The 24,529-nt window shown below is 59.7% G+C and carries 18 protein-coding genes and 1 pseudogene; 5 read left to right on the forward strand and 14 right to left on the reverse strand.

Annotated elements, in window-relative coordinates; translation table 11 throughout:
• Nucleotides 1-46: 46 nt before the first annotated feature.
• The 3 genes from ACR0AD_RS00910 to cobS all read right to left on the reverse strand — a co-directional run bounded on the left by ACR0AD_RS00910 (nt 47) and on the right by cobS (nt 5,216).
• Nucleotides 47-1,837 carry an aminopeptidase P family protein gene (locus ACR0AD_RS00910; protein ID WP_480486274.1) on the reverse strand — a complete coding sequence of 597 codons (1,791 nt, stop codon included), beginning with the start codon at nt 1,835-1,837 and terminating at the stop codon, nt 47-49.
• Nucleotides 1,838-1,918: 81 nt separating this feature from the next.
• A complete protein-coding gene (gene cobT / locus ACR0AD_RS00915) occupies nt 1,919-3,796 on the reverse strand; it encodes a cobaltochelatase subunit CobT (protein ID WP_480481834.1) in 1,878 nt (625 codons plus the stop codon).
• A 433-nt stretch (nt 3,797-4,229) separates the two neighbouring features.
• Entirely contained in the window at nt 4,230-5,216 is a 987-nt protein-coding gene (gene cobS / locus ACR0AD_RS00920; protein WP_209504507.1) for a cobaltochelatase subunit CobS, read from the reverse strand.
• Nucleotides 5,217-5,663: 447 nt separating this feature from the next.
• On the opposite strand from cobS, the gene ACR0AD_RS00925 reads away from it, so the two are divergent.
• A complete protein-coding gene (locus ACR0AD_RS00925; protein WP_480486272.1) occupies nt 5,664-6,554 on the forward strand; it encodes a Hint domain-containing protein in 891 nt (296 codons plus the stop codon).
• 166 nt (nt 6,555-6,720) lie between these two features.
• On the opposite strand, the gene ACR0AD_RS00930 is transcribed toward ACR0AD_RS00925, so the two are convergent.
• The 3 genes from ACR0AD_RS00930 to ACR0AD_RS00940 all read right to left on the reverse strand — a co-directional run bounded on the left by ACR0AD_RS00930 (nt 6,721) and on the right by ACR0AD_RS00940 (nt 8,914).
• A complete protein-coding gene (locus tag ACR0AD_RS00930) occupies nt 6,721-7,506 on the reverse strand; it encodes a hypothetical protein (RefSeq protein ID WP_480486271.1) in 786 nt (261 codons plus the stop codon).
• Between the two features lie 101 nt (nt 7,507-7,607).
• Nucleotides 7,608-8,156, reverse strand: a complete 549-nt coding sequence (locus ACR0AD_RS00935) for an NYN domain-containing protein (RefSeq protein ID WP_480486270.1) — start codon at nt 8,154-8,156, stop codon at nt 7,608-7,610.
• 131 nt (nt 8,157-8,287) lie between these two features.
• Nucleotides 8,288-8,914, reverse strand: a complete 627-nt coding sequence (locus ACR0AD_RS00940) for a J domain-containing protein (protein WP_480475989.1) — start codon at nt 8,912-8,914, stop codon at nt 8,288-8,290.
• A 106-nt stretch (nt 8,915-9,020) separates the two neighbouring features.
• On the opposite strand from ACR0AD_RS00940, the gene ACR0AD_RS00945 reads away from it, so the two are divergent.
• The gene (locus tag ACR0AD_RS00945) at nt 9,021-9,275 is read left to right on the forward strand and encodes a BolA family protein (RefSeq protein ID WP_267365906.1); all 255 of its coding nucleotides are present in this window, start codon (nt 9,021-9,023) and stop codon (nt 9,273-9,275) included.
• A gap of 9 nt (nt 9,276-9,284) precedes the next feature.
• Here ACR0AD_RS00945 and ACR0AD_RS00950 read toward each other — a convergent pair whose 3' ends face one another.
• The 7 genes from ACR0AD_RS00950 to pepN all read right to left on the reverse strand — a co-directional run bounded on the left by ACR0AD_RS00950 (nt 9,285) and on the right by pepN (nt 18,398).
• Nucleotides 9,285-10,361 (reverse strand): PLP-dependent cysteine synthase family protein, encoded by a 1,077-nt coding sequence (locus tag ACR0AD_RS00950; RefSeq protein ID WP_480486268.1) that lies wholly within the window; start codon nt 10,359-10,361, stop codon nt 9,285-9,287.
• Between the two features lie 161 nt (nt 10,362-10,522).
• On the reverse strand, nt 10,523-10,954 hold the full coding sequence (locus tag ACR0AD_RS00955; protein ID WP_480486266.1) for a DUF4177 domain-containing protein: 432 nt from the start codon (nt 10,952-10,954) through the stop codon (nt 10,523-10,525).
• A gap of 80 nt (nt 10,955-11,034) precedes the next feature.
• On the reverse strand, nt 11,035-12,291 hold the full coding sequence (gene pepT / locus ACR0AD_RS00960; protein WP_480486264.1) for a peptidase T: 1,257 nt from the start codon (nt 12,289-12,291) through the stop codon (nt 11,035-11,037).
• 147 nt (nt 12,292-12,438) lie between these two features.
• Nucleotides 12,439-13,950 carry an Asp-tRNA(Asn)/Glu-tRNA(Gln) amidotransferase subunit GatB gene (gatB, locus tag ACR0AD_RS00965; RefSeq protein WP_480486263.1) on the reverse strand — a complete coding sequence of 504 codons (1,512 nt, stop codon included), beginning with the start codon at nt 13,948-13,950 and terminating at the stop codon, nt 12,439-12,441.
• A gap of 81 nt (nt 13,951-14,031) precedes the next feature.
• A complete protein-coding gene (locus tag ACR0AD_RS00970) occupies nt 14,032-15,291 on the reverse strand; it encodes a hypothetical protein (protein ID WP_480486261.1) in 1,260 nt (419 codons plus the stop codon).
• Between the two features lie 129 nt (nt 15,292-15,420).
• On the reverse strand, nt 15,421-15,849 hold the full coding sequence (locus ACR0AD_RS00975) for a hypothetical protein (RefSeq protein ID WP_480486259.1): 429 nt from the start codon (nt 15,847-15,849) through the stop codon (nt 15,421-15,423).
• A complete protein-coding gene (gene pepN / locus ACR0AD_RS00980; protein WP_480486257.1) occupies nt 15,846-18,398 on the reverse strand; it encodes an aminopeptidase N in 2,553 nt (850 codons plus the stop codon). The genes ACR0AD_RS00975 and pepN overlap by 4 nt, the downstream gene beginning before the upstream one ends.
• Nucleotides 18,399-18,605: 207 nt before the next feature.
• Between pepN and ACR0AD_RS00985 the strand changes: the two genes are divergently transcribed.
• The 3 genes and pseudogenes from ACR0AD_RS00985 to ACR0AD_RS00995 all read left to right on the forward strand — a co-directional run bounded on the left by ACR0AD_RS00985 (nt 18,606) and on the right by ACR0AD_RS00995 (nt 22,226).
• Nucleotides 18,606-20,741 carry a malate synthase G gene (locus ACR0AD_RS00985; RefSeq protein WP_480486255.1) on the forward strand — a complete coding sequence of 712 codons (2,136 nt, stop codon included), beginning with the start codon at nt 18,606-18,608 and terminating at the stop codon, nt 20,739-20,741.
• Nucleotides 20,742-20,798: 57 nt separating this feature from the next.
• Nucleotides 20,799-21,225 (forward strand): annotated as a pseudogene (locus ACR0AD_RS00990) (GlcG/HbpS family heme-binding protein).
• A 221-nt stretch (nt 21,226-21,446) separates the two neighbouring features.
• On the forward strand, nt 21,447-22,226 hold the full coding sequence (locus tag ACR0AD_RS00995) for a gamma-glutamyl-gamma-aminobutyrate hydrolase family protein (protein WP_480486253.1): 780 nt from the start codon (nt 21,447-21,449) through the stop codon (nt 22,224-22,226).
• A gap of 59 nt (nt 22,227-22,285) precedes the next feature.
• Here the strand turns inward: ACR0AD_RS00995 and ACR0AD_RS01000 are convergent, their stop codons facing one another.
• Nucleotides 22,286-24,526, reverse strand: a complete 2,241-nt coding sequence (locus ACR0AD_RS01000; RefSeq protein ID WP_480486252.1) for a xanthine dehydrogenase family protein molybdopterin-binding subunit — start codon at nt 24,524-24,526, stop codon at nt 22,286-22,288.
• Nucleotides 24,527-24,529 lie beyond the last annotated feature (3 nt).

The raw sequence follows: 24,529 nt of genomic DNA on the forward strand, positions 1-24,529 counted from the left end.
ACGTATTGGGGCCTCTCCTCTGCCCGTTCTATGTAACAGGCGGGTGTCAGATCGGCGCAGTTGCGGCATCCAACCACAGTTGCGCGTCATGTCCCAGCCTTGGGCGGATTTTTTCCGCGACGTCGCGATGATAGGCGTTCAGCCAGCTGCGCTCGTCAGGCGTCAACATATCAACCATGATCAGCCTGCGGTCAATTGGCACAAATGTCAGGGTGCGCCAGCACAGCATCGCGCGTTCCGCATCGCCACCGGGCAGGGCCGGGGCTTCTTCCACAACCACAAGGTTTTCGATGCGGATGCCAAAGGCCCCTTCGCGGTAATATCCCGGCTCATTCGACAGGATCATGCCGGGTAGCAAGGGGACATGGCTGACCTTCGACAGGCGCTGAGGCCCCTCATGCACGCTCAGATAGGCCCCGACGCCGTGTCCGACACCATGGTTGAAATCCTGCCCCGCCGCCCATAGCGGCGTGCGGGCCACGCATTCGATATCGCGCCCGGCCAGCCCTGCGGGCCAGCGCAGCATCGACATGGCAATCATGCCCTTCAGCACGCGGGTGAAGCAGGTCTTTTCCTCCGCCCCGACAGAGCCGATGGCAAGCGTCCGCGTGATATCGGTGGTGCCATCCAGATATTGTCCGCCACTGTCCAGCACCAGCAGATGACCGTCCTGCAACCGGCTGTCGGTCTCGTCCGTCACGCGGTAATGCATGATCGCGCCGTTCGGACCCGTCCCGGCAATGGTATCGAACGAGATATCCTGCAACACATTGTCCCTGCGGCGGTTTTCTTCCAGCCGCGTGACCACCTGCGTCTCGGACAGGCTGCCGGGGGGCTGTGCGTCCAGCCAGCACAGGGTTTCGACCACCGCCACCGCATCGCGCAAATGCGCCTCGGCGCTGCCCGCGATTTCGGCCGGGTTTTTGCAGGCCTTGGGCAGGGCACAGGGGTCGCCGCCATCCACCATGGCATCACCCAACGCGTCCGCCACGATCTGCGGCACCGTGCTCAGGTCCACCTGTACCGCACCGTCCAGCGCTGCCACCGCGCCCAGAAACTCCGCAGGGTGGCGCACCGTCACCTTCGGGTCCAGATGATCCTGCACCTCCAACAGTTTTGCCGCAGCCATGAACAGATCGACCCGGCCATCGTCATGCAGAATCGCAAACCCGTGGGCCACCGGATTATAGGCGATATCCGACCCCCGAATGTTCAGCAGCCACATGATCGAATCCGGCAATGTAATCACAGCGGCCTTTCGTCCGGCCTGCCGCAGGTCTGCGGCCAGTCGCGTAATCTTGCTGTCAGCGGTTTCGCCCGCAAACTCGATCGGATGCGCCTTGACCGCCTGCATCGGCGGTTCAGGCTGGTCCGCCCAAATGCGGTCCACCAGATTGCCGCAGCGCACCAGTTCGATACCTGTGCCCTCAAGCTCGCCAAGCGTGGACGAGATTTGCCCTGCCGCGTGCAACCACGGATCAAAGCCCACCTTACCACCACCGGGCAACTGCGCTTTCAACCATGTACTCAGGCTGATGTCAGGCCACGGCACCGGCGTGAACACATCCGCAACCTGCGCCTTGACCTGCGTGCGATACCGCCCGTCGATGAACACACCGGCCATGCCGGTCAGCGCAGCACAGAACCCGGCCGATCCCGTAAACCCGGTCAACCAGGCCAGACGCTCATCCCGCGGGGCCACATACTCGCCCTGATGCGCATCCGCACGCGGGATCAGAAACCCGTCCAACCCTTCGCGCACCAGCTCAGCGCGCAACGCAGCCAGACGCGGCGGCCCCTGCTCGGGCCGCGCGGTCACCTCAAAGGACTGGAACATGCTACACCTCCCTCAGCCGGGCGGTCGATATCGCCGCCTTTTCATCTTTTGGGAAATACTCCCGCCGGAGGCAAGGCCAGCCTAGCTGACCTTCTTCATCCCCATCACCCGTGCCCGCGCGCGCGGATCACTGTCGAACAGGGCCGCCAGTTGTTCCGTCATCGCACCGGCCAGCTGTTCCACATCGGTGATCGTCACCGCACGGTCGTAATACCGGGTCACATCATGACCGATGCCAATCGCCAGCAGCTCGACCATCTTGCGCTTCTCCACCATGGCAATCACATCGCGCAGGTGCTTTTCCAGATAGTTGGCGGGGTTCACGCTCAGGGTTGAATCATCAACCGGAGCCCCATCCGAAATCACCATCAGAATCTTGCGCTGCTCGCGCCGCGCGATCATCCGGCGATGCGCCCATTCCAGCGCCTCACCGTCGATGTTTTCCTTCAGCAGGCCCTCTTTCATCATCAGGCCCAGATTGGGCCGCGCCCGCCGCCACGGCGCATCGGCGCCCTTGTAGATGATGTGGCGCAGGTCGTTCAGACGGCCAGGCTGCTGCGGGCGGCCATCGTTCAGCCATGCCTCGCGCGCCTGTCCGCCTTTCCACGCCCGCGTGGTAAAGCCCAATATCTCGACCTTCACATTGCAGCGTTCCAGCGTCCGCGCCAGAACATCGGCGCAGATGGCGGCGATCGAAATCGGACGCCCCCGCATCGACCCCGAATTGTCCAGCAGCAGCGTGACAACCGTATCGCGGAACTCGGTATCCTTCTCGACCTTGAAACTCAGCGGAGTGGTGGGGTTCGCGACCACTCGTGCCAATCGGCCCGCGTCCAGAATGCCTTCCTCGCGGTCGAACTCCCAGCTGCGGTTCTGCTGCGCCTGCAGCCGACGTTGCAGCTTGTTGGCCAAACGGCTCACCGCGCCTTTCAGCGGTTCAAGCTGCTGATCCAAATAGGCCCGCAGCCGTTCCAGTTCCGCAGGCTCGGCCAGATCTTCGGCCGCAATCTCTTCATCATGCGTGCTCAGATAGACCTTGTAATCCGGGTCCGCTTCGGATGCGGGCGGCGGGGCAGGCGGCTCCAGCGGCGCTTCGCCATCAGGCATCTCGGCCTCGTCACCCAGCTCATCCTCGGCCATCTCGTCCATCGAGACCTGCGCCTGAGATTGATCCTGCTGCTCTTCCTGCGTCTGCTCAGGCGTCGCATCCGCGTCCTGATCGTCCTGATCATCCTGACCGGTGCTGTCGGGATCGGGCTGTTCCTCGGCGTCGTCCTCGGCCTGGTCTTCCTGCTCGTCGTCCAACTCGTCGGGGTCATCACCCAGCTGGTCGCCATAGCCCAGATCCTTGATCATCTGGCGCGCGAACTTGGCGAACTCCGCCTGATCCGACAGCACGTCATCAAGGTTCTCCAACACGCCACCGGCCTGTTCCTCGATGAACCCGCGCCACAGGTTCATGATGTTCTCGGCCGCAGGCGGCAGATCGCGCCCGGTGGCCAGATGCCGGATCAGATATCCCGCCGCCACCGACAAGGGCGCATCGGCAGGCTGCTTGCACTGGTCATATCCGCGCCGGATCGCCTCATGCCCGATCTTGACGTCGATATTGCTGGCAGTGCCGGGCATGTCCCGCGCGCCCATCGCCTCGCAACGCGCCGTTTCCATCGCCTCGTACAAGTCCCGCGCCATATCCCCCGGAGGCGCATAGCGCGCATGGGTTGCGTCATCATGATACCGGCGCTGCAACGCCAAAGCGTCCGCCGTGCCGCGCGCAAGCAGAACCTCTTCCCGCGTCATACGCCGAGACACCTGCGGCAGCCGCATCGACTCGCCCGACAGGCCCGACGGATCGACGGTATAAGTTACCGACAGCTCAGGATCATCAGCCATGACCTTGGTGGCCTCGGCTAGCGCTTTCTTGAACGGATCAGCGGGGTTGTCGTTGGGTTTGCTCATTCAAAAAACTGCTAGGTTTTGCGTTTCTGGGTATCTTGAAGCCAGTCTCTTGCACTTGTCAAAAAGTGAGTGCGAGATCCGACCGGTTACAGGATCCTCACGGGGGCCAAACTGCTCAAGCTCCTCGCTGGATACAGGTCGTTTCCACAGGCTTTGTAGGTCTTTCCATCCAGAACGATAGTTCATTTTTGCGAGTAACGTGTGAAACGCATTTGACGCTTTGGTTTCGTTTGCGGATTGGAGACCGTTCTTGCTATTGTACGCTGCCCAATAGTGAAAAACTGACCCACAACTGAGAGCGCCGAACGCGTCTCCACCGTCATGAGAAGATATGAAGTCCTCTTCCAAATAGGCATTTGGGTAACGGTTTTCAAATCTGACCGGTGTACAGCCAGCGCATACGGTCGCAATGAGCGCAGAGGTGATGCTTGCCTTAACCAAGGCTCGCGCTCGCGGCGCTCTCCGGCAGTTCCTCGTCGAAACAACGCTGATAGAACTCGGCCACGGTCTGACGTTCCAACTCGTCGCATTTGTTCAGGAACGACAGGCGGAACGCATAGCCCACATTGCGGAAGATCTCGGCATTCTGCGCCCAGTTGATCACGGTTCGCGGGCTCATGACGGTGGACAGATCGCCATTCATGAAGGCGGTCCGGGTCAGGTCGGCCACGGTGACCATTTGGCTGACGGTCTTGCGCCCCTCGGCAGTGTTGTAATGCGGCGCCTTCGACAGCACGATCATCGTCTCGGCGTCATGGCTCAGATAGTTCAGGGTCGAGACCAGCGACCAGCGGTCCATCTGTGCCTGGTTGATCTGCTGCGTGCCGTGATACAGACCCGTGGTATCGCCCAGACCCACGGTGTTTGCGGTGGCAAACAGGCGGAAACACGGGTTCGGCGTGATGATCTCATTCTGGTCCAGCAGGGTCAGCTTGCCATCATGTTCCAGCACCCGCTGGATCACGAACATCACGTCGGCACGGCCCGCGTCATATTCGTCGAACACGATGGCGACGGGGTTGCGCAGGGCCCAGGGCAGGATGCCCTCGTGGAATTCGGTCACCTGCTTGCCGTCGCGCAGTTTGATCGCGTCCTTGCCGATCAGGTCGATCCGGCTGATGTGGCTGTCCAGGTTCACGCGCACAGCGGGCCAGTTCAGGCGGGCGGCGACCTGCTCGATATGGGTCGATTTGCCGGTGCCGTGATAGCCCTGAATCATCACCCGGCGATTATGGGCAAAGCCCGCCAGGATCGCCAATGTTGTCTCGGGGTCAAACTTGTAGGTCGGGTCGATGACGGGCACACGGTCGGTGGCTTCGGCAAACCCTTTGACCTTCATATCCGTCTCAATGCCAAATACGTCACGGACCGAGATATCTTCGGTGGGTTTTGCGTTTACATCGATCGATCCGTCAGCCATTCGCCTTGTCCTTATCCTTTGGCCCGTATTGCCGGGTTTGAACCCGTGTGTGGTGCAACATATTGCGGGCAAGGGCAAGGGAAAGCCGCCCGCTCGGAAAGGTGAGCAGGTTTTTCTTTCAAACTGGCCCTATTGACGCGCGGGTGATCCTCAACTGCGACGGGTACAAGGCACAGATCACGCCGCGTTTCTCAATGACAGCGCGGCCTGATCGGATGCAGATGCCGAACCATGTGTCCGAAATGCTGCATGCAGGTGGGCATTCGGCAAACTATATGTTGTGGAAAGTGACCTTATCAGACATATAAAATGGTCTTATGGGGCGTTTTATAAGTGATCGGGTGTTGGTGAAACGGGAATGCCGGGTGCGGCTCCGTCTGCAATGTTGCTCTGGGTCGAGTGATCAGCAGGCGTCGATATCTGCCAACATGGCCTTGGTGACGCCAGGTGGCATTTAGCGTTCTTCTCCATACGGCCAAGACAACGGGCCAGAACGATCTCATCGTCCAGAACACGACACAATCCGCGATCATCAGCGGATCGATGGTGTCGTTTGACGGGGGCGCGACTTTCCAGCCTTACACCTATCTGGGGCAAGGAAACTACCGCGGAACCGGGGAAACCGGAGAATTCATTCAGGTCGGCGGGCAAATCTACGCCTGGGATGCCAATAACCCAACCGGTCCGATGACCACTGGCAACTGGAAAATCACCCCGAGTGATCTGAACCCGACCGATCCGCCCTGTTTTGTTTCGGGCACCCTGATCGAAACGGATTGCGGCCCGCGCCCGGTCGAGGATTTGGCTGTGGGCGACCGGGTTTGCGTGGCCGGTGGGACCACGCTGCCCATCGAATGGATCGGCAAACGAACACTCAGCGCGCAAACCCTGCGCATCCGGCCCCAATTCAACCCGGTCTGCATCCGGCGCGATGCGTTGGGCAAGGGCCTGCCGGACAGGGATCTTTACCTCTCTCCGCAACACCGGGTTGTGCTGGGGGGCTGGCGGGCCGAGCTTTATTTTGGCGCACCAAGCGTGTTCTGCGCGGCCATTCATCTGGTCAACGATGATACCATCCGGCAAGTGACCACGGGCGAGGCGGTGACATATTATCACATCGCCTGCGCCGAACATGTGATCCTCACATCGCACGGTCTGCAAAGCGAAAGCCTGTTTCCGGGTGACATGGCGCTGAAATCACTGCATCGCGACGATGTCGAGGAACTGCGCGCGCTCTTTCCGGTGTTGCGTTCAGACGCAGGACCACACCCCCAAACGCGCCTAAGCTGCCTGACCGGGCGCGAGGCACGCGCGTTGCGAGGCATGTTCGCAGGTTAGGCCCACGTTGCGGAAATCGTGGCGCCATTGTTGGTGCGCACCCGGATCACGCCGCGCTGTTAACAGCATTAGTGCAGTAGTTGCCAATCGGGGATCAACCGAACAAGGTTTGACGCCTTCATCCTCCGGGACATCAACCCAACATCATTCGCGCATGGCTCAGACCTTAGGTCGACAACCCACCCATTGCCCAATCGGCATGGGTCTCGATAACACTGGCCACGGACAGTGCCTTTGCCGCGATATCCTCCGGAGTGTCCTCGGCGAACGCGATGCGGGTCATCCTGTCGTGCATCGCTTCCGAGGTGTAAAACTCAAAGGCCCGCGTATTGCCGGGGCTGTTCCAGAATGCGGTAATCCAGATCGAGTCCCGCCCCGGAATACAATATGCACACCAATCGCGCCACAGACGCAGCACCAATTCGGTATCCGGGCTTGCGGCGACCTGTTCGAACAGCGACTCCAGCGGCCATCCTGCCAGGGCAAACATGCAAAGCGTATCGTCCAGGCAGCCGCGTTCCCGTGCCATCTCGCGTTTCAGATATGCGCGCTGGAACCGATCCAGAACCTGCCATTCCTCGGGCGACCAGTTCTTCGGGTTGCCGGTTTCATACCGGTTCAGGCTCACCTCCAGCCCAACGCTGGCGGGGTCTTCGTCCACGGCCAGAATCTCAAGGATCCGGGGCAGCAGGTATCCCCATGTGTTGCGGGCTATCCCCGCAGGATCACAAGCGGCAAAGAACCAGTCCTGAACGTAATGCAGGGGCAGCTCGGCAATGGGCGGCGTGAAGAAATCCGCCTCAATGTCGGCGTCCATGCAGCAGCCTTCGCAAACTTCGATGCTGCTCGGCTTCGGATAGGCAAAAACCCTGTACGCATCGCTGATGATGTCTGAAAACGGATGATCCGGCGGGATCTTGGCTTTTGGCGGGTTCTGCTCTTTGCGTGCCACGGTCCTTGCATCCAAAACTGTTCTGCCGGGGCAGGGCCCCGTCAGTGCCATCCCTGAACGCTACGAAACCCGGATCGTTGCGTAAAGCTGTGGTCGCGTGGTCAAAGCGAAAACCAAAGCTCATCCTTGCGAAAACCACCTTTCACAAGACGATCCGTTTTCAACACATCCGGGAACTCGTCTTCCCAGTCCCGGAACCTGTCATTTGTCACGATACGCGCCTTGCTGTCCCGCGCCGCCTGCAAGATCAGGGGATCTGCCGGCGTGCCTTTGGGCGCCACCATGACTCGCTTGGCCCGCAAGCCCAGGGCGCGGCTCAGCGCCCGGTCGTTCATGTATTCCCCTTCGACCTTGTACCCGACATTCGCATCGAACACGACGCCCGGTTTAAACCCGGCTTGCTTCAGGCTGGCCAGAACCTGCCGCAACGTTGCCAGATCCGGTGCGCCGTCTTTCCAGTGCATCACGTTCGACCCGTCCACGATGATCCATGTGTTGGCCCTGCGCCAGCCGAACCAGGCCCGGATCAGAAGGATCGTACTGGCGAACACACAAAGCAGGGCCAAAAGGAACAGCCAGTCCATCTCGGTTGGATAGAACTGCGCCACGACCAGCCCGCAAAGTGAGGCAAGCAGCAAAAAGAAAGGCATACGCACAGCGGTTGCTCCGGGAAAAGCACTGTTTCAATTCCCACTACTATTGCGGGAATTGAAACAGGTTTCCAGACAGCATCCTCACAATCCGTTCAAACTGTGTAAACAGCTGGCGACTGACGGCGGCCCTACTTGAAATTCCGGCTGTCCTTGATCTGGTCCCAGGCCCAGACGACCTCTTGCAACTGCTCTTCCTGCGACCGGTCGCCGCCGTTCATGTCCGGATGCAGCACCTTGATCAGCTTCTTGTACGCCTTGCGCACTTCGGTTTTGGACCAGCTGTCATGGGCTTCCAGAATCTCGATTGCACGGCGTTCAGTGGGGGGCAGGCGACGTCCGCCACCACCCGAGGTGCGCCCCTTGTTCTGCGTGCTGTTGGCGCCCAGAACCTGATGCGGGTCCTCAATGCCCAGACGGGCCCAGGCGCGCGCCTCCGGGTCTCCCATCGGCTTGGTCTCACGTTCCCAAACCTTGTCCTTCGAGCGTTGCGCGTTCAGCTCGGCCTCGGTGGTGCCGTCGAAGAAATTCCACTTCTGGTTATACTCGCGCACGTGCTGCTGGCAGAACCAGAAATAGTCATCCAGCACATCCGGTGCCTTGGGGGCGCGGAACTTGCCCGGCTCGTCACACCCGTCGTGATCGCAGATCCGGACCGAGGTCTCGGACGCGCCCGACATGCCCCGGCGCCCACGCGGGTTCTTTTTCTTGGCGCTGGAAACGGACATATCGAATCCGAAGGGGTCTGATTTCGCCATGCTCTATCCTCACGAACGCATCTTTTCGACTCGGAGGCAGCAGTTTAGTCTAAGCAGCCGAAAGTAGAAGAGGGGGGCGGCAAAAATTTTGCCGCTGAGCAAATAAATGAGCGTGACCGACGAAATCCGAACCTGCCTGCAAGCCGCCTTTGACCCGCATGAACTTGACGTGATCGACGACAGCGAAAGCCATCGCGGCCATGCAGGCCACAGGGAAGGCGGCGAAAGCCATTTCAACGTCCGCATCCGCGCCGCCGCATTCGCCGGTCAATCCCGCGTCGCCCGCCACCGGGCCGTGCACAAGGCGCTGGGCGATATCGTGCCCCGCATCCACGCGCTGGCGCTGGATATCGGAACCTGACGCTGCGCCCTATTCTGCGCTCATCTGCGCGGATGGGGTCGAGGCCGAGATCGCATATTCCTCATCCGTCATGACGTCTTCGACCCCTTCGAACAGAGGCGTCGACAGGTAACGCTCGCCCGTATCCGGCAGCATCACCAGCATGACCGATCCCGGCGCTGCGGTTTCGGCCAGCTTCATCGCCACCGCAAAGGTCGACCCGCCCGAGATGCCGGTGAATATCCCCTCTTCCGAGGCAAGGCGGCGTGACCATTCAATCCCTTGCGGCCCCGGAACAGGGATCAGCTGGTCGTTATAGGCGTTGTCGATGGCTTCCTGAAGGACCCATGGAATGAAATCCGGCGTCCAGCCCTGAATCGGGTGCGGCTCAAAATTGGGGTGGCTTTCGGTGGGCTGGTGATCGTCGTTGCGCGTGTTTACATAGCCTGATGACACGATGGCGGCATTTGCCGGTTCGGTCAGGATGATTTTCGTATCGGGCCGCTCTTTGCGCAACACCCGTGATACTCCGGCGACCGTGCCACCGGTGCCATAGCCCGTCACCCAGTAATCCAGCTGCTTGCCTTCGAAATCCGCAAGGATTTCCCGCGCGGTCGTATTCTCGTGAATATCGGCATTGGCGGCAGTCTCGAACTGGCTGGCCAGAAACCACCCGTTTTCCTCGGCCAGTTCCTTGGCCTTGGTATACATGCCGAACCCCTTTTGTGCCTTGGGGGTCAGAACAACCTTCGCGCCCAGAAAGCGCATCAGCTTGCGCCGCTCGACCGAAAAGCTTTCGGCCATCGTCACAACCAGCGGATATCCCTTGGCCGCACAGACCATGGCAAGCCCGATCCCGGTATTGCCCGATGTCGCCTCGACAACCGTCTGACCGGGTTTCAGCCGCCCATCCCGTTCTGCCGCCTCGATGATATTCAGCGCCAGCCTGTCCTTGACGGACCCTGCCGGGTTGAACGCTTCGAACTTCACATAAACGGTCACATGCTCCGGCGCGATCCGGTTGATCCGGATACAGGGCGTGTCGCCGACTGTATCAAGGATGCTGTCATACAGGCGTGCCCGCCCCTGTGTCTGCCGAATACCCATTTCAAAGTCCCTCCCGGTTGTCCGGTTAACATGCCACAGATTTCGCTGGGTTGATAAGCACATATCGCGCCCGCAGCGCCAAACCTGCCCGCGGGCGGGCTGCTCAAACTGCGATGCACACCGTGTTGCAGGTGTAACCGCACGTCAAACCCTGATCCGTCTCAGGCGTCTTTCTTGTCGCCCGCGGTATCCGTGTCCTGGTCAACCTGTTCCCGGCTTTTCAACGACAAGGGCGGCTCATTCGCGTCTTCCGAAATTGGTTTCGGCGCGGCCACCACACCGGGGCCGGGGATCGGTTGGGCCAATGGGGTGTCGTCAAACTCGGGTACGTCTCCGATCACCGACGCATCGACTTCCTCGGCCACGACCCGCCGGAACACCAGCACATTGCGCCAGTTTGTGGTCGATCCGGTCAGGCCCGAGCGTTCCTCGCTGGGCAGCAGCTCGGCGCGCTGGTATTCCCAGCCGTCCTGCGCCATCTGGTTCAGAACCTGTTCGACCGAGACCGCAAAGCGGCCCTCGGCCGTTTTCACGCCCTTGGCTTTCACGCCCTTTTGCGGCGCGGGGACGACCTTGTATTCAAAAAGCTGCATCAAGTGTTCCTAAATACCTGTTCACGCCAACTTACCACGCTGACCCCCGGGTGAAAGAGCCGTCGCCCGACCGTCGGTTTTCAGCCCTGATTATTGCCGCCAGCCTGTGCCGCCTTGGTCACAACCGACAGGCACAGCTCGGTCGCCACTGCCATGTCCTGTACCGATATCCACTCCAGCGGCCCGTGAATGCACTGCATTCCGGTGAACAGGTTGGGGCAGGGGGTGCCGAACTCGGTCAGGCGCGACCCGTCGGTGCCGCCGCGGATCGGGACCGACAGCGGCTCGATCCCCAGCTCGCGGCAGGCGTCGCGCGCCAGATCAACCGGTGTCATGTAGTTTTCCAGCCAATAGCGCATGTTCCTGTACTGGTGGCTGATATCGCAGGTGATGGTCGCGCGCGGTTCCGTGGCCTGCACGGCCGCACAGACCTGCCGCACGATGTCACGTTGCGCCTCAAGGCCCTCCATCTCGAAATCGCGCAGGATCAGCTTGATTTCCATCTCGGACGACCCGCCGCTCATGTCGGTGACATGGATGAACCCGTCGCGGCCATCGGTTGTTTCGGGTGTCATGGTGGCCTGCGGCAAGGTCTGCACGATCTTTGCCGCCAGATGGGTCGCGTTCACCATCTTGTCCTTGGCCAGTCCGGGGTGGATTGATACCCCCTCGATCCGGATCACGGCACGGTCGGCCGAAAAGCTTTCATATTCGATCTCGCCCACTTCGGCACCGTCCAGAGTATATGCGAAATCCGCCCCCAGATCCTTGGGCAGCTGTTCGGTAACGCCGCGCCCGATTTCTTCATCCGGGGTAAAGGCAATGCGGATAGGCCCGTGCAGGATATCCGGGTTTTCGATCAGGTGCCGGGCCATGGTCATCAGGATCGACACCCCGGCCTTGTCATCCGCGCCCAGCAGGGTGGTACCCGACGCCGTGATCAGATCATGTCCGATCTTTTCGGCCAGATAGGGGTTCTCGTCCGGGGACAGCACCAGATCCGGGTCGTCCGGAAAGGAAATGTCGCCACCGTTATATCCCTTGATCACCCGCGGCTTGACGCCTGTTGCATTGAACTGGGGGGCCGTATCCACATGCGCCAGAAAGCCCACCGTCGGGCCGGGTGCGGTGCCGGGGATGGTCGCGACGACCACGCTGTCACCCGTCAGTGTCACATCCTGTGCGCCGATCTCGGTCAGTTCCTGCTTCAGCAGGTTCAGCATGTCGAACTGTATCTGTGTGCTCGGCGTGGTCGCCGAGGTCTCGTCGCTCTGACTGTCGATCGCCGCGTAACGCACCAGCCGATCTTCGAGTTCCTGATCAAATCTGTTCTGCATGATACCTCACCTCTCTGGGTCGGAAGAAAGGGTGCAATCACAGGCGAAGTCAAGCCGATGAGCTGACCCCATTTCTTAAGAAATCGTGGAAATCTGATTGTACAAACCTGACAATTGCCACTGGCAGGCTTGTACAAATTGTAAGGTTCAGGAGCTCAGCTTCCTGCTGACCAAATCGTTAACGGCCTTCGGGTTGGCCTTGCCGCCGGTCGCTTTCATCACCTGACCCACGAACCAACCCGCCAGTTTCGGGTTCACCTTGGCCTTCTCGACCTGCGCCGGATTGGCCGCGATGATCTCGTCCAGTGCGGCCTCGATCGCACCGGTGTCGGTGACTTGTTTCATCCCGCGATCCTCGACGATCTGCGCCGGGTCACCGCCTTCGGTATAGACGATTTCAAACAAGTCCTTGGCGATCTTGCCCGAGATGGCATCCGAGGAAATCAGGTCGATGATCCCACCCAGCTGCGTCGGAGAAACAGGCGAGTCGGTGATATCGTGGTCTTCTTTTTTCAAGCGGCCAAACAGTTCGTTGATGACCCAGTTCGCGGCCAGCTTACCGTTGCGGCCTTTGGCGACCTCTTCGAAATAGGCGGCGCTTTCCACTTCGGCGGTCAGGACTGAGGCGTCGTAGTCGGTCAGGCCGAACGCTTCGATGAACCGCGCTTTTTTCTCGTCGGGCAGTTCCGGCAGTTTGGCCGCGATGTCATCGACCCACGCCTGTTCAATCTCCAACGGCAGCAGGTCGGGGTCTGGGAAATAGCGGTAGTCGTGCGCTTCTTCCTTGGATCGTTGGGACCGGGTCTCGTTCCTATCAGGATCGTAACCACGAGTTTCCTGTTCGACCTCGCCACCAGCCTCAACGATGCCGATCTGACGGCGGGCTTCGACCTCGATTGCCTGTTGGATAAAGCGCATCGAGTTCATGTTCTTGATCTCGCAGCGCGTGCCAAGATGCGAGAAGTCCTGCGTTTCCTGGTATTTCTCGTACGCGCCCGGCAAGCAGATCGAGACATTCACGTCCGCCCGCAGATTGCCGTTCTGCATGTTGCCATCAGAGGTGCCCAAATAGCGCAGAATCTGGCGCAGTTTGGCGATATAGGCGGCGGCCTCTTCGGGGCCACGGATGTCAGGACGGCTGACAATCTCCATCAGCGCGACACCAGTGCGATTGAAATCGATGAACGACATGTTCGGATCCATGTCGTGGATGGACTTGCCTGCGTCCTGCTCCAGATGGATGCGTTCGATCCGAACGCGGCGCGCGGTGCCGTCGCCCATTTCCACCAACACTTCGCCTTCGCCTACAATGGGGTGGTAGAGTTGCGAAATCTGATAACCCTGCGGATTGTCAGGGTAGAAATAGTTTTTGCGGTCGAAGGCTGATTTCAGGTTGATATCCGCCTTCAGACCCAAACCCGTGCGTACCGCCTGCTCAACGCAGTATTCGTTGATCACCGGCAGCATGCCTGGCATTGCGCTGTCCACAAAGGCCACGTTCGAGTTCGGCTCGGCCCCGAATTGGGTGGACGCGCCGGAAAACAGCTTGGCATTGGATGAGACCTGAGCGTGCACCTCCATCCCGATCACCAGTTCCCAATCGTGCTTGGCCCCGGCAATGGTTTTGGGTGTGGGCATTTCGTATGTCAGGTCGAGCATGGCGCGCCTCATTTCCGCAGAAGTCTAAACCTGCGTATTAGGCCCGGCAGGGCCTAGGGGCAAGGGGGAATCCTGACGCGTTCAGTTCTTGGAAAACTGCAGACCGGACGATGTAAAGGTTACATCCTTGCCGCTGCGCAATTCATCCCGGAACAAATCCGAGATAGCGCGCAGCGCGTCGCGCTGACCGCGCGCAGCAAACCGCTCGGGCGAGTTGATGCGGACCGAGTTGTTGAACCCGTTGGCGGCATGGGCCCAGATCAGGGGGTGAAGCTCGGTCAGGTGATCGCGGATCAGCCAGTTTGCGGTGTCGCGCATCTGAGCGCGGACATTGTCTGCCTTTTCGTTCAGCCCGTGACCATTCTGAATGGTGATTGCACAATAGGCCGACAACATATTGATCATCTGCTGGTCAGGGCGCAGACCGACGATATCGCGCAATCCTTCAAGGAAATACTCGACATCGACCTGTGCGCAGGCCTCTTCGTCCAAAGCGATGGCATCGAATTGCACCCACGTATATCCACCAGCGCCCCAGATATCCTGTGTCCGGACGGCATTGCGCAATGCCTGCAATTCCAGTTCCGCGTAGCTGCCGAACCACCGGGGCAAAAGATGGCTGCCCATCGCGCGCATGTGACGCTGATTGCGCGGATCCAGCGTGATCAGACGCTCGTACTCATCGGCAACGCGGGCGTTTGATTTGCGCTGCCCGGCCAACAGGGCACAACCAGCGGCCGCAATCAGAGGGCTGTTCGGTGCATCCGCCTTGCACTTGGGCAGGATCGCAGCGGCCCGGTCGAAATGAGCGGCACAGCGCGAACGGTGCAAGGGTGGAAGGGCCGTGTCCGTGGCGTTCCCGCGCCAGGCCCAGGCCAGGTCGATATGGGCCAGCGCCACAACGGCAGCGATCATCGGATCACCAGGATTGTCTGACAACTCGCCTTCCAGTTCCGAAATACCACCCAGCAAATCGTAATCGGATATGGCCTTGCCGTCCGACAGTGCATGTTCCGCAGCCAGAACCACGTCAGATCTGGCCCCGAACGCCAAAAGATCGGCAATCGGCATACCATCTGATACGGCGGCACGATCCTGATCCGCTGCACGCATTTCATCGGACAACTCGGTCCAGCGATCCTGTCTGGCCAGATAGCGCCCATGTTCGATTGTAGAATGTCCAATCAGATTGTCGCAATTCGACGTTGCAACAGGAATGTTGAGCTGCCCATGTTCAGGCAGGGCAGCGGCCAGCGCAGATTTCGTTGCGCACAGATCTTCTGAGGCGTCCGTGGGATTGGATATGGGCTGGGCAAACAGCGCCCTTAACGACCGAAACATGGTAAAACTCAAAACTGTAAAAACACTTAACTGAGTCTGAAGTCTGGCGAGGTATCAGGCTCAATTCAAGTAATTTGCTTAATAAACTTTGTTTTTTGTGTCCAATGCGCCCTTAGATCACGCAGTGTTTCAGAAAACAGTGAAATGATGACGGTTTACGCGAAAACCTGCCTGTTTCAGAATGGTTTCCAGATCCCGATGCGGCGGCAGAGACTCATCTGGCAGCCGGATTCGTTTCCCGGATTTCAGGACGATGGATACGCGAACGGAAAAGTCCCACCGGGTGTCAAATCGGAAATGGTCGATATCCCGCATCGGGATATCTCCCTTACGATTGCCCGTGAACCAGCGCACCGCATCCCGGTCCAGATGCACGCCAGCGCTGGTATTCTGGATCACGTCCCAGATTGCGGGGAGAGTGGCAAGAGACAGCAGGCCGACAACCCACCAAGCGGCGTCGAGCAGGATGACCAGCGCCAGCAGTGCCACGTAGACAATAGCCAGAATGATCAGTGTTCGTGTGTTCCGGTTGCGGCGGGTAAAGCTGTAGGGTGTCATGCGCCGAGGATGCGGGATACCATTTCCGTCGTGTCGCGCGACAGGTTCGGCGTTTCCGCAATGCGAGAAAGCTGCGCGCGCATCTGGCCCTGACGCCCGGTGTCGTACCGTTTCCAGGTCTGAAAAGCTGAACACATCCGTGCCGTGGTTTGCGGGTTCACAGGATCAAGGCGGATCAGCCAATCGGCCAGCAGGCTGTACCCGGCACCATCCGGCTGGTGGAACCCTGCGTGGTTCATCGCCAAGGCCCCCATGACAGCGCGGAACCGGTTCGGGTTCTTCCAGTTGAAATCGGGATGCCCGGTCAATGCCTTTGCCGTTTCCGGTGTCGCCTCGGGGGCGGCCATGGTCACCTGCAAGCCAAACCATTTGTCCATGACCAGCCGGTCATGATGCCATTGGTCATAGAAGGCGGTCAGTTGGGCCTCGCCCTTGCGGGCACGCAACAGGCAGGACAGGGCTGTCAGTTGCAGGGTCATGTTATCCGCTTTGGTATACACAGCGGCCGCCATTGCCCCTCCGTCCAGACGAGAGGTCAGCGCCAATGCCGCACTGCCAAGGGCGCGTTTTCCGGATTGCTGGGCATCCGGGCTGTAGGGGCCATCAACCAACGCCTCGCTGTGCAGGCGGGGCAGCAGATCCTGCACATGCTGTGCCGTGGCCTGCCGCAGCGTTTCGACCGCCGACCAGATTGCCATCGGATCGGGCGTTTGACCGTGTTCATGCAATGCCGCAGCCAGTTCGGATTGCGTCGGCAGCCCAAGCATCAAGGCGCGATAGGCCGGGTCCAGCGTGTCGTCGCGCAGCACGGCCAGCAGCCCGTCAAGGTAATCGGCGTCCGGGGTTGCCTCGTCCAAGATCATCCGCAGCAAGGTGTTTTGCGCCAGCGATCTGCCAGCCTGCCAGCGGTTGAACGGATCTGTGTCATGCGCCAGCAGAAACGCGCGTTCGGCGTTTGAATGATCGTGTTCCAGGATGACCGGTGCCGAAAAATCGCGCAGGATCGAAGCTGTGGGCCTTGTCGCAAGCCCCGTGAACTGAAAACTTTGCTCGGCCTCTGTCAGTTCCAGCACTTCAGTCGTGCGGACCTCATCCCCGTTTGGTCCCAGCAGGCCAACGGCGACCGGGATCACCTGCGGCAGTTTCTCTGCCTGACCCGGTGTGGGATCGGTGCGCTGTTTCAGTGTCAGGGTAAAGGTCCCGTCGGCCCAATCTTCAAATACGGTCAAACGCGGCGTGCCCGACTGGCTGTACCAGCGTTTAAACTGGGTCAGGTCGCGGCCTGTAGTGTCTTCGAACACTTTCAGCCAATCCTCGATCGTGCAGGCCTGCCCGTCATGGCGGTCAAAATAGAGGTCCAGCGCCTTTGCATAGGCCTCATCCCCGACCAGCCGCTTTAACATGCCGATGACTTCGGCACCTTTTTCGTAAACCGTGGCCGTGTAGAAATTGTTGATTTCCTGAAAGCTTTCGGGTCGTACCGGGTGCGAGAGCGGGCCGTTATCCTCGGGGAATTGCCGCGCGCGCAGGTCTATGGCGTCGTGTATGCGTTTCACAGGGCCCGAGCGCATGTCGGATGTGAACTGTGCATCGCGGAAGACGGTCAGGCCTTCTTTCAGACACAGCTGGAACCAGTCGCGGCAGGTGATGCGGTTGCCTGTCCAGTTGTGGAAATACTCATGCGCGATGATCGCCTCGATCCGTTCGAAATTGGCATCGGTCGAGGTTTCAGGACTGGCCAGAACAGCCGAAGAGTTAAAGATGTTCAGCCCCTTGTTTTCCATCGCGCCCATGTTGAAGTCATCGACGGCGACGATGTTGAAGACGTCCAGATCGTATTCCCGGCCATAGACATCTTCGTCCCATTTCATGGACTTCTTCAGCGCCTCCATGCCGAAGGCGCACTTGCCTTCATCCCCCGGACGCACCCACAGGTTTAACTCAACATCCCGGCCTGATCTGGTGGTGAACCGATCAGGATGGGCCACAAGATCCCCAGCGACAAGCGCAAACAGATAGGCAGGCTTGGGCCACGGGTCAGTCCATTCGGCCCATCCTTCGCCCTTGCCCGAGGGGTTGCCGTTCGACAGAAGAACCGGCAGGTCGCCATTGATGCGCACGGTAAAGGTGGACATGACATCGGGGCGATCCGGATAATATGTGATCTTGCGGAAACCTTCCGCCTCGCACTGGGTGCAATACATGCCGTTCGACATATAAAGCCCCTCCAACGCCGTGTTGTTGCCCGGATCGATCTCAACCTCGGCTTCCCAGAGGAACGGGGCGTCGGGAACACCGGCGGTCAGGCCCTTGTCCGTGACGTCAGGCGAAACTTCGGATCCGTTGATGGACGCGCGGATCAGGTTCAGATCTTCGCCGTGCAGGAAAAAGGTGCGATCGGTCGCGTCGGGATTTGGACGAAACGCGATACGCGACGTGACCCGTGTTGCATGTGCGGACAGATCGAAGGTCAGGTGTACGCTGTCCAGCAGATAACCAAACGGAGTGTAGTCTTTCAGGAAGATCGTGGTGGGGGCAGCGTCGCGCATGGGGGCCTCGCATCGGTTCGTGTCTGGCGCGACGTTAGGGGCATCGTTCCAGAGCTGCAACTGGCCCCCGCCATTCCCTTGTTGTTTTTGAAACAGCTTCCCTTCGATCCGAATAACCCTAACGCAAAGTCGAAAGTTGCCTATCGGAAACTTTCGGCCTAAGTCACTTACGCATACAATGGCACACAATCGCGGGAGAGCAGGAAGATGAGTGGCAGACAAACCCTGAGCGGGCTGCAGATCGATCCAATACTGGCAGAGTTTATCGAGACGCGGGCATTGCCGGGTACGGGTGTGTCGGCGCAGGATTTCTGGGCGGGTCTGGCGCGACTGGTGTCTGAACTGGGGCCGAAGAACCGCGCGCTTCTGGCCAAGCGCGCCGAGATTCAAGGGCGCATCGACAGCTGGCATATTGCGCGCGAGGGTCAGAGCATTGATCCCACTGACTATCGGGCTTTTCTGAAGGAAATCGGTTATTTGGTCGAGGAAGGCGACGGGTTTCAAATCGACACGACGCATGTCGACCCCGAGATCGCGCTGACACCGGGGCCGCAGCTTGTTGTGCCGATCACCAACGCACGCTTTGCGCTGAACGCGGCGAATGCGAGATGGGGCAGCTTGTATGATGCGCTTTATGGCACCGATGCGATAGGCGATCTGCCAACAGGCGGTGGGTATGATGCGGCGCGCGGTGCACGGGTGATTGCATGGGCGAAAGCCTTTCTGGATGACGCTGTACCTCTGGCTGGTGGGTCTTGGGCCGACGTGTCGGGACTGCATGTCGAAGAAGGTGCTCTTTCCCCGGCACTGGCAAACCCCGATCAATTTGTTGGTTTCGGTGGCGCGGCAGACAAGCCGGCTTTTGTGCTTCTGAAAAACAATGGCCTGCATATTCAGATCATGATCGATCCGACTGGAGCCATCGGCGCCTCTGATCCCGCAGGTATAGCAGACGTCCGGCTGGAATCCGCTCTTTCAACGATTATGGACTGTGAAGACTCGGTCGCTTGTGTTGATGCGGCGGATAAGGTCGTTGCCTATGGCAACTGGCTGGGTCTGATGAAGGGTGATCTGACCGAAGACGTCACCAAGGGCGACACCACGTTTACCCGCAAGCTGGCAGAGGATCTGACTTTCACCACACCGACAGGTGAGCAGGCGACCCTGAAAGGCCGGTCGCTGATGCTGGTGCGGAATGTCGGCCACCTGATGACGAACCCGGCCGTTCTGGACGCCGAAGGGCGCGAGATTGGCGAAGGGTTGATGGACGCACTCTGCACCACTCTGATCGCAATGCATGACCTGCAACGGGATGGGGGGAACTCGGTCGAAGGGTCGGTTTATGTTGTGAAGCCCAAGATGCACGGGCCGGAAGAGGTTGCCTTTGCGGTCGAGATTTTCGACATGGTCGAAGACATTCTGGGTCTGCCGCGCAACACCGTAAAGCTGGGGATCATGGATGAGGAGCGCCGCACGTCGGTAAACCTGAAAGAGTGCATTCGCGCCGCGAAATCGCGCGTCGCCTTTATCAACACCGGTTTCCTGGACCGGACGGGGGATGAGATTCATACCTCGATGGAGGCCGGGCCGATGCTGCCCAAGGGCGACATCAAGAACACGCCCTGGATTGCGTCTTATGAAGACCGCAATGTCGATATCGGTTTGGCCTGTGGCCTGAAAGGCAAGGCGCAGATTGGCAAAGGCATGTGGGCGATGCCGGACCGGATGGGCGACATGCTTGAGGCCAAGATCGGTCACCCGCTGGCTGGTGCGACCTGCGCCTGGGTGCCGTCGCCCACAGCTGCGACGCTGCACGCCACACATTACCATAAGGTCAACGTACTGGCCCGTCAGGACGAGATCGCAGCGGCGGGTGCCCGAGGAACACTTGACGATTTGCTGACCATTCCCTTGCTGGGGGGCCGCAACCTTGGTGACGCAGAAATCTCGCGCGAGGTCGAGAATAATGCACAAGGCATTCTGGGCTATGTCGTGCGTTGGGTCGATCAGGGCGTGGGATGCTCCAAAGTCCCCGACATCAATGACATCGGGTTGATGGAAGACCGTGCGACCTGCCGAATTTCGTCTCAGGCACTGGCCAACTGGTTGCATCATGGCATTGTCGACGAAGCACAGGTGATGGCTGCGATGCAGAAAATGGCGGCTGTTGTGGACCGCCAGAATGCAAGTGATCCGGGTTATGTCCCGATGGCGCCGGGCTTTAACGGAATCGCTTTTCAGGCGGCTTGTGACCTTGTGTTCAAAGGTCGTGTGCAGCCCTCGGGCTACACCGAGCCGGTCCTGCACGCGCGCCGTCTGGAATTGAAGGCGGCCACAGCGTAAAACGAAGGGGGCGATCCGCCCCCTTTCTTCTTTCGACATGCAGACACAGGAATGCACATGGAAGTTTCCCTTCGCAAAGCCCGCACCATTATCCGCAAAGCGCTTGAGAAAGGCCGCGAGATGGAGCTTAAGCCACTTTCGGTGGTTGTTCTGGACGCAGGCGGCCACGTCATCGCGTTCGAGCGTGAGGATGATGCAGCACCGGGCCGCTTTGCGATTGCGCATGGCAAGGCATATGGCTCTGTCATGCTGGGAATGGCGGGCACGGCACAGATGCAACGGGCCGAGGCGCAAGCCTACTTTATGGCGGCGGTAAACGGAGTGTATGGCGGGCAGGTCGTACCAGTTCCGGGCGGGGTCTTGCTGCGGGGTCGTAAAAGGGGACGTGATCGGTGCCGTTGGGGTAACCGGCGACACGTCAGAAAACGATGCTGCCGTTGCGATGGCGGGAATTGAGGCCGCCGGGTTGGACGGCGAGATTTAAGTCCGACCATTGAGAGCAGCTCCGTCAAAGCAATGACTTGGCGCATGTTTCCGACTTGAAGTTTTAGGCGGGGAAAACGAGCCGTGACTTGACTGATCGCGGGGGGTATTTGTGCACCCCTGAACACGTCCCTGCGCTGTCACGCAGGAGGTGTATTCTTGCACGACTGTGAAGCTGCGGTTAGCTTCCTTTTCAAGGGGATGTATAACAAGGAAAGCGGAATGTCTCGACCCGTTGTTGGTATTATCGGCAACTCATACCTCATGAACGATCAATACCCGACCCATGCAGGGGGGACGATGAATTCGGACGCTGTGGCGAACGTATCGGGATGTTTGCCGCTGCTGATCCCCGCCGATCCCCGTTATGTGTCGGTTGAGGAGTTGCTGGAGGTTTGCGACGGCTTTCTTCTGACCGGCGGTCGCCCCAATGTGCATCCCGAAGAATATGGTGAACCGGCTACCGAGGCGCATGGAGAGTTTGACCGCGCGCGTGACGCGATCACCCTGCCGCTGGTTCGGGCCTGTGTGGAACGGGGTCAGCCGTTTCTGGGCATTTGCCGCGGATTTCAAGAGGTCAACGTGGCCATGGGCGGAACACTCTATCCGGAAATTCGTGATCTGCCGGGGCGGATGAACCACCGGATGCCGCCCGATGGTACACTTGAGGAAAAATTTGCGCTGCGCCACGTGGTGAAACTGACGGAAAACGGTGTGTTCCACGACTTGTTTGGTGCGCAGGAGGTCATGACAAACACGCTGCACGGGCAGGGGATCAAGTGCATCGGACAGCGTGTGGTGATCGATGGGCATGCGCCGGACGGAACGCCCGAGGCGATCTACATCAAGGACGCGCCCGGATTTACGCTGTCCGTACAATGGCATCCCGAATGGGATGCGATCAACGACCCGGTTTCACGCCCTTTGTTCGAAGCCTTCGGCATGGCTGTGCGGGGATGGGCGACGGGGATTGCCTGTCAGGCAGTTCAGAAATCAGCCTGACTTGAGCACCGGACCGTGCGGGCGCGCGACGGACTGGTGCAGGGGAAGGTGAATGGCAATCAGACCAGTAGGTTGAACTGATTGACCAGCGGCAGGCTGCGCGCACGTTTTCCGGTTAAGTCAAACAGAGCGTTGCCCAGTGCGGGCATCGAGGGGGGCGTGCCGGGCTCACCAGCGCCGCCCATATGGCGATTGGTCTCCAGAACGCGCACCTCGACTTGTGGCGCAGTATGCATACGAAGGGCGTCATAGTCGGGGAAATTGAACTGCTCGACTTCCCCGTCGGCGAAGGTAATCTCGCCGAAACACGCGGCCGACAGGCCATACATCATGCCGCCAAACATCTGCGCCTTGACGTTTTCCGGGTCCAGCGCCAGCCCCATGTCACAGGCGATCCAGGCCTTGCTGATGCGGATGGCACCGTTTTCGTCGACCACTTCGATAACCTGAGCCACCGGAGTGCCGAAGCTGTAGGTGAAGGCCACGCCACGGCCCACACCGTCAGGTGTTTTTCCGGTCCAGTTGGACATTTCCCTGACCGCCTCCAGACATCCGGCAGACGGGGCGTGTTCGGTTCTCATCAGTTCTAGCCGGAAGTCCAGCGGGTCGCGCCCTGCGGCATGAGCCAATTCGTCCATGAAGGTCTCGTGGAAAAAGCCGTTGTGGCTGTTGCCGACCGAACGCCAAAAGCCCACCGGGACGGCCAGATCAGCGACGTGGCCGCTCATCCGGTAGTTTGGCACGGCGTAAGGCTGGTTGAAGAACCCTTCGACCAGCACTTTGTCGGGTCCGCCTCCGGGGAAGCCGGTGTAACGCTCGACCGCCTGTTGCGTGCAGGACTGCGCTGCAACCTTGCCGTCAATAAGAACGGCCTTGCCGTCCTGAACAGCGCCGCGCATCCGGGCGATGGCGCCGGGGCGGAAGTAGTCGTGACGCATGTCTTCTTCGCGGCTCCAAGTTGTCTGGACCGGTGTGCCAGGCATGGCCATGGCGACCTTGGTGGCGATTTCTCCGAAATCCAGTTCGCCCCGGCGGCCAAACCCACCCCCCAGATAGGTGGTGTGAATCTGAACAGCCTCAGTGTCTAGATTTGCAGTGTTTGCTGCGCGAAACCGGATCAGCGTCGGGGCCTGATTGCCGCACCACAGCTCCAGAGCATCTCCGTTATAGAGCGCGGTGGCATTCATCGGCTCCATCGTGGCGTGCGCCAGATAGGGCACTTGGTATTCGGCAGTGATCTCGGTCGCGCCATCCGGCGTCACGCTGACATCGCCATCATCGCGCATGGTCGAGTTCGGCGCGCCGTCTAACGCCTCGGCAATCTTTGAGAAAATGCCTTCGGTATCAGGTGGATATGGCGCATCACCCCAGTCGATCTCAACAGCCTCAACCGCCTGATTGGCCAGCCATGTGTTGTTCGCGATCACGGCAACACCTGTGCCCAGATCTACAACCGTCTCGACCCCCGGCATGGATTTTGCAGCGCTGTCGTCAAAGCTGTTCATCGCACCACCCAGTTTGGGATTCGTGCGCACGGCAGCAAATTTCATACCGGGCAGGCGAACATCGATACTGAACTCGGCAGTACCTGTCACTTTGCCCACCATGTCCAGTCGCGGTTGTGTCCGTCCCAGATAACGCCATTCGGACGGGTCTCGCAAAGGTACCTCGACGGGTTCCAGTCCGGCCGCTTCCACTGCAAGATCGGTATAAGTGATCTTGTCACCGGTCGGCGCGATGACATGGCCTGAAGCTGTTTTCAGTTCCGAGGGGTCGATACCCAACCGATCAGCGGCGGCGCGTTTCAGCGTTTCACGGGCCGAAGCACCGGCTTGCCGCATCCTCTCGAACCCGTCCTTCATCGAGGTGGAGCCGCCTGTGACTTGCAGGCTAAGGGCCTTGCCAAGAACCCCCAGTGCTTCACCTAAGTTGTGCTGGAAGTCCGAGATGTCGTAGCCCTTGTTTGGCAGTCCCTCGCCCATCATGGCTGAGTTGTAATAGGCGGCGGCTGCCGGACCGTGCAGAACGGTGATCTGATCCAGATCGACATCCAGTTCTTCGGCGATCAGCGCGGCCCACGTGGTTTTCACGCCCTGTCCCATCTCGGCACGGGGCGCGAACAGGGTGATGCCATTCTGATCGATCAGTACGAAGGGGTTCAGGGCCGCTTCACCCTCTTTCGGTTTCAGCGGGTTGGGGGCAGGGCGGGTGACATAATACGCGCCAAAGGCGACGCCGCCGACAATTGCGGCCGAGCCGATCAGGAACGTGCGGCGGATAATTTTGCCAACAGAAGCCATCTC

It is taken from the genome of Ruegeria sp. BH8, from assembly GCF_056538065.1.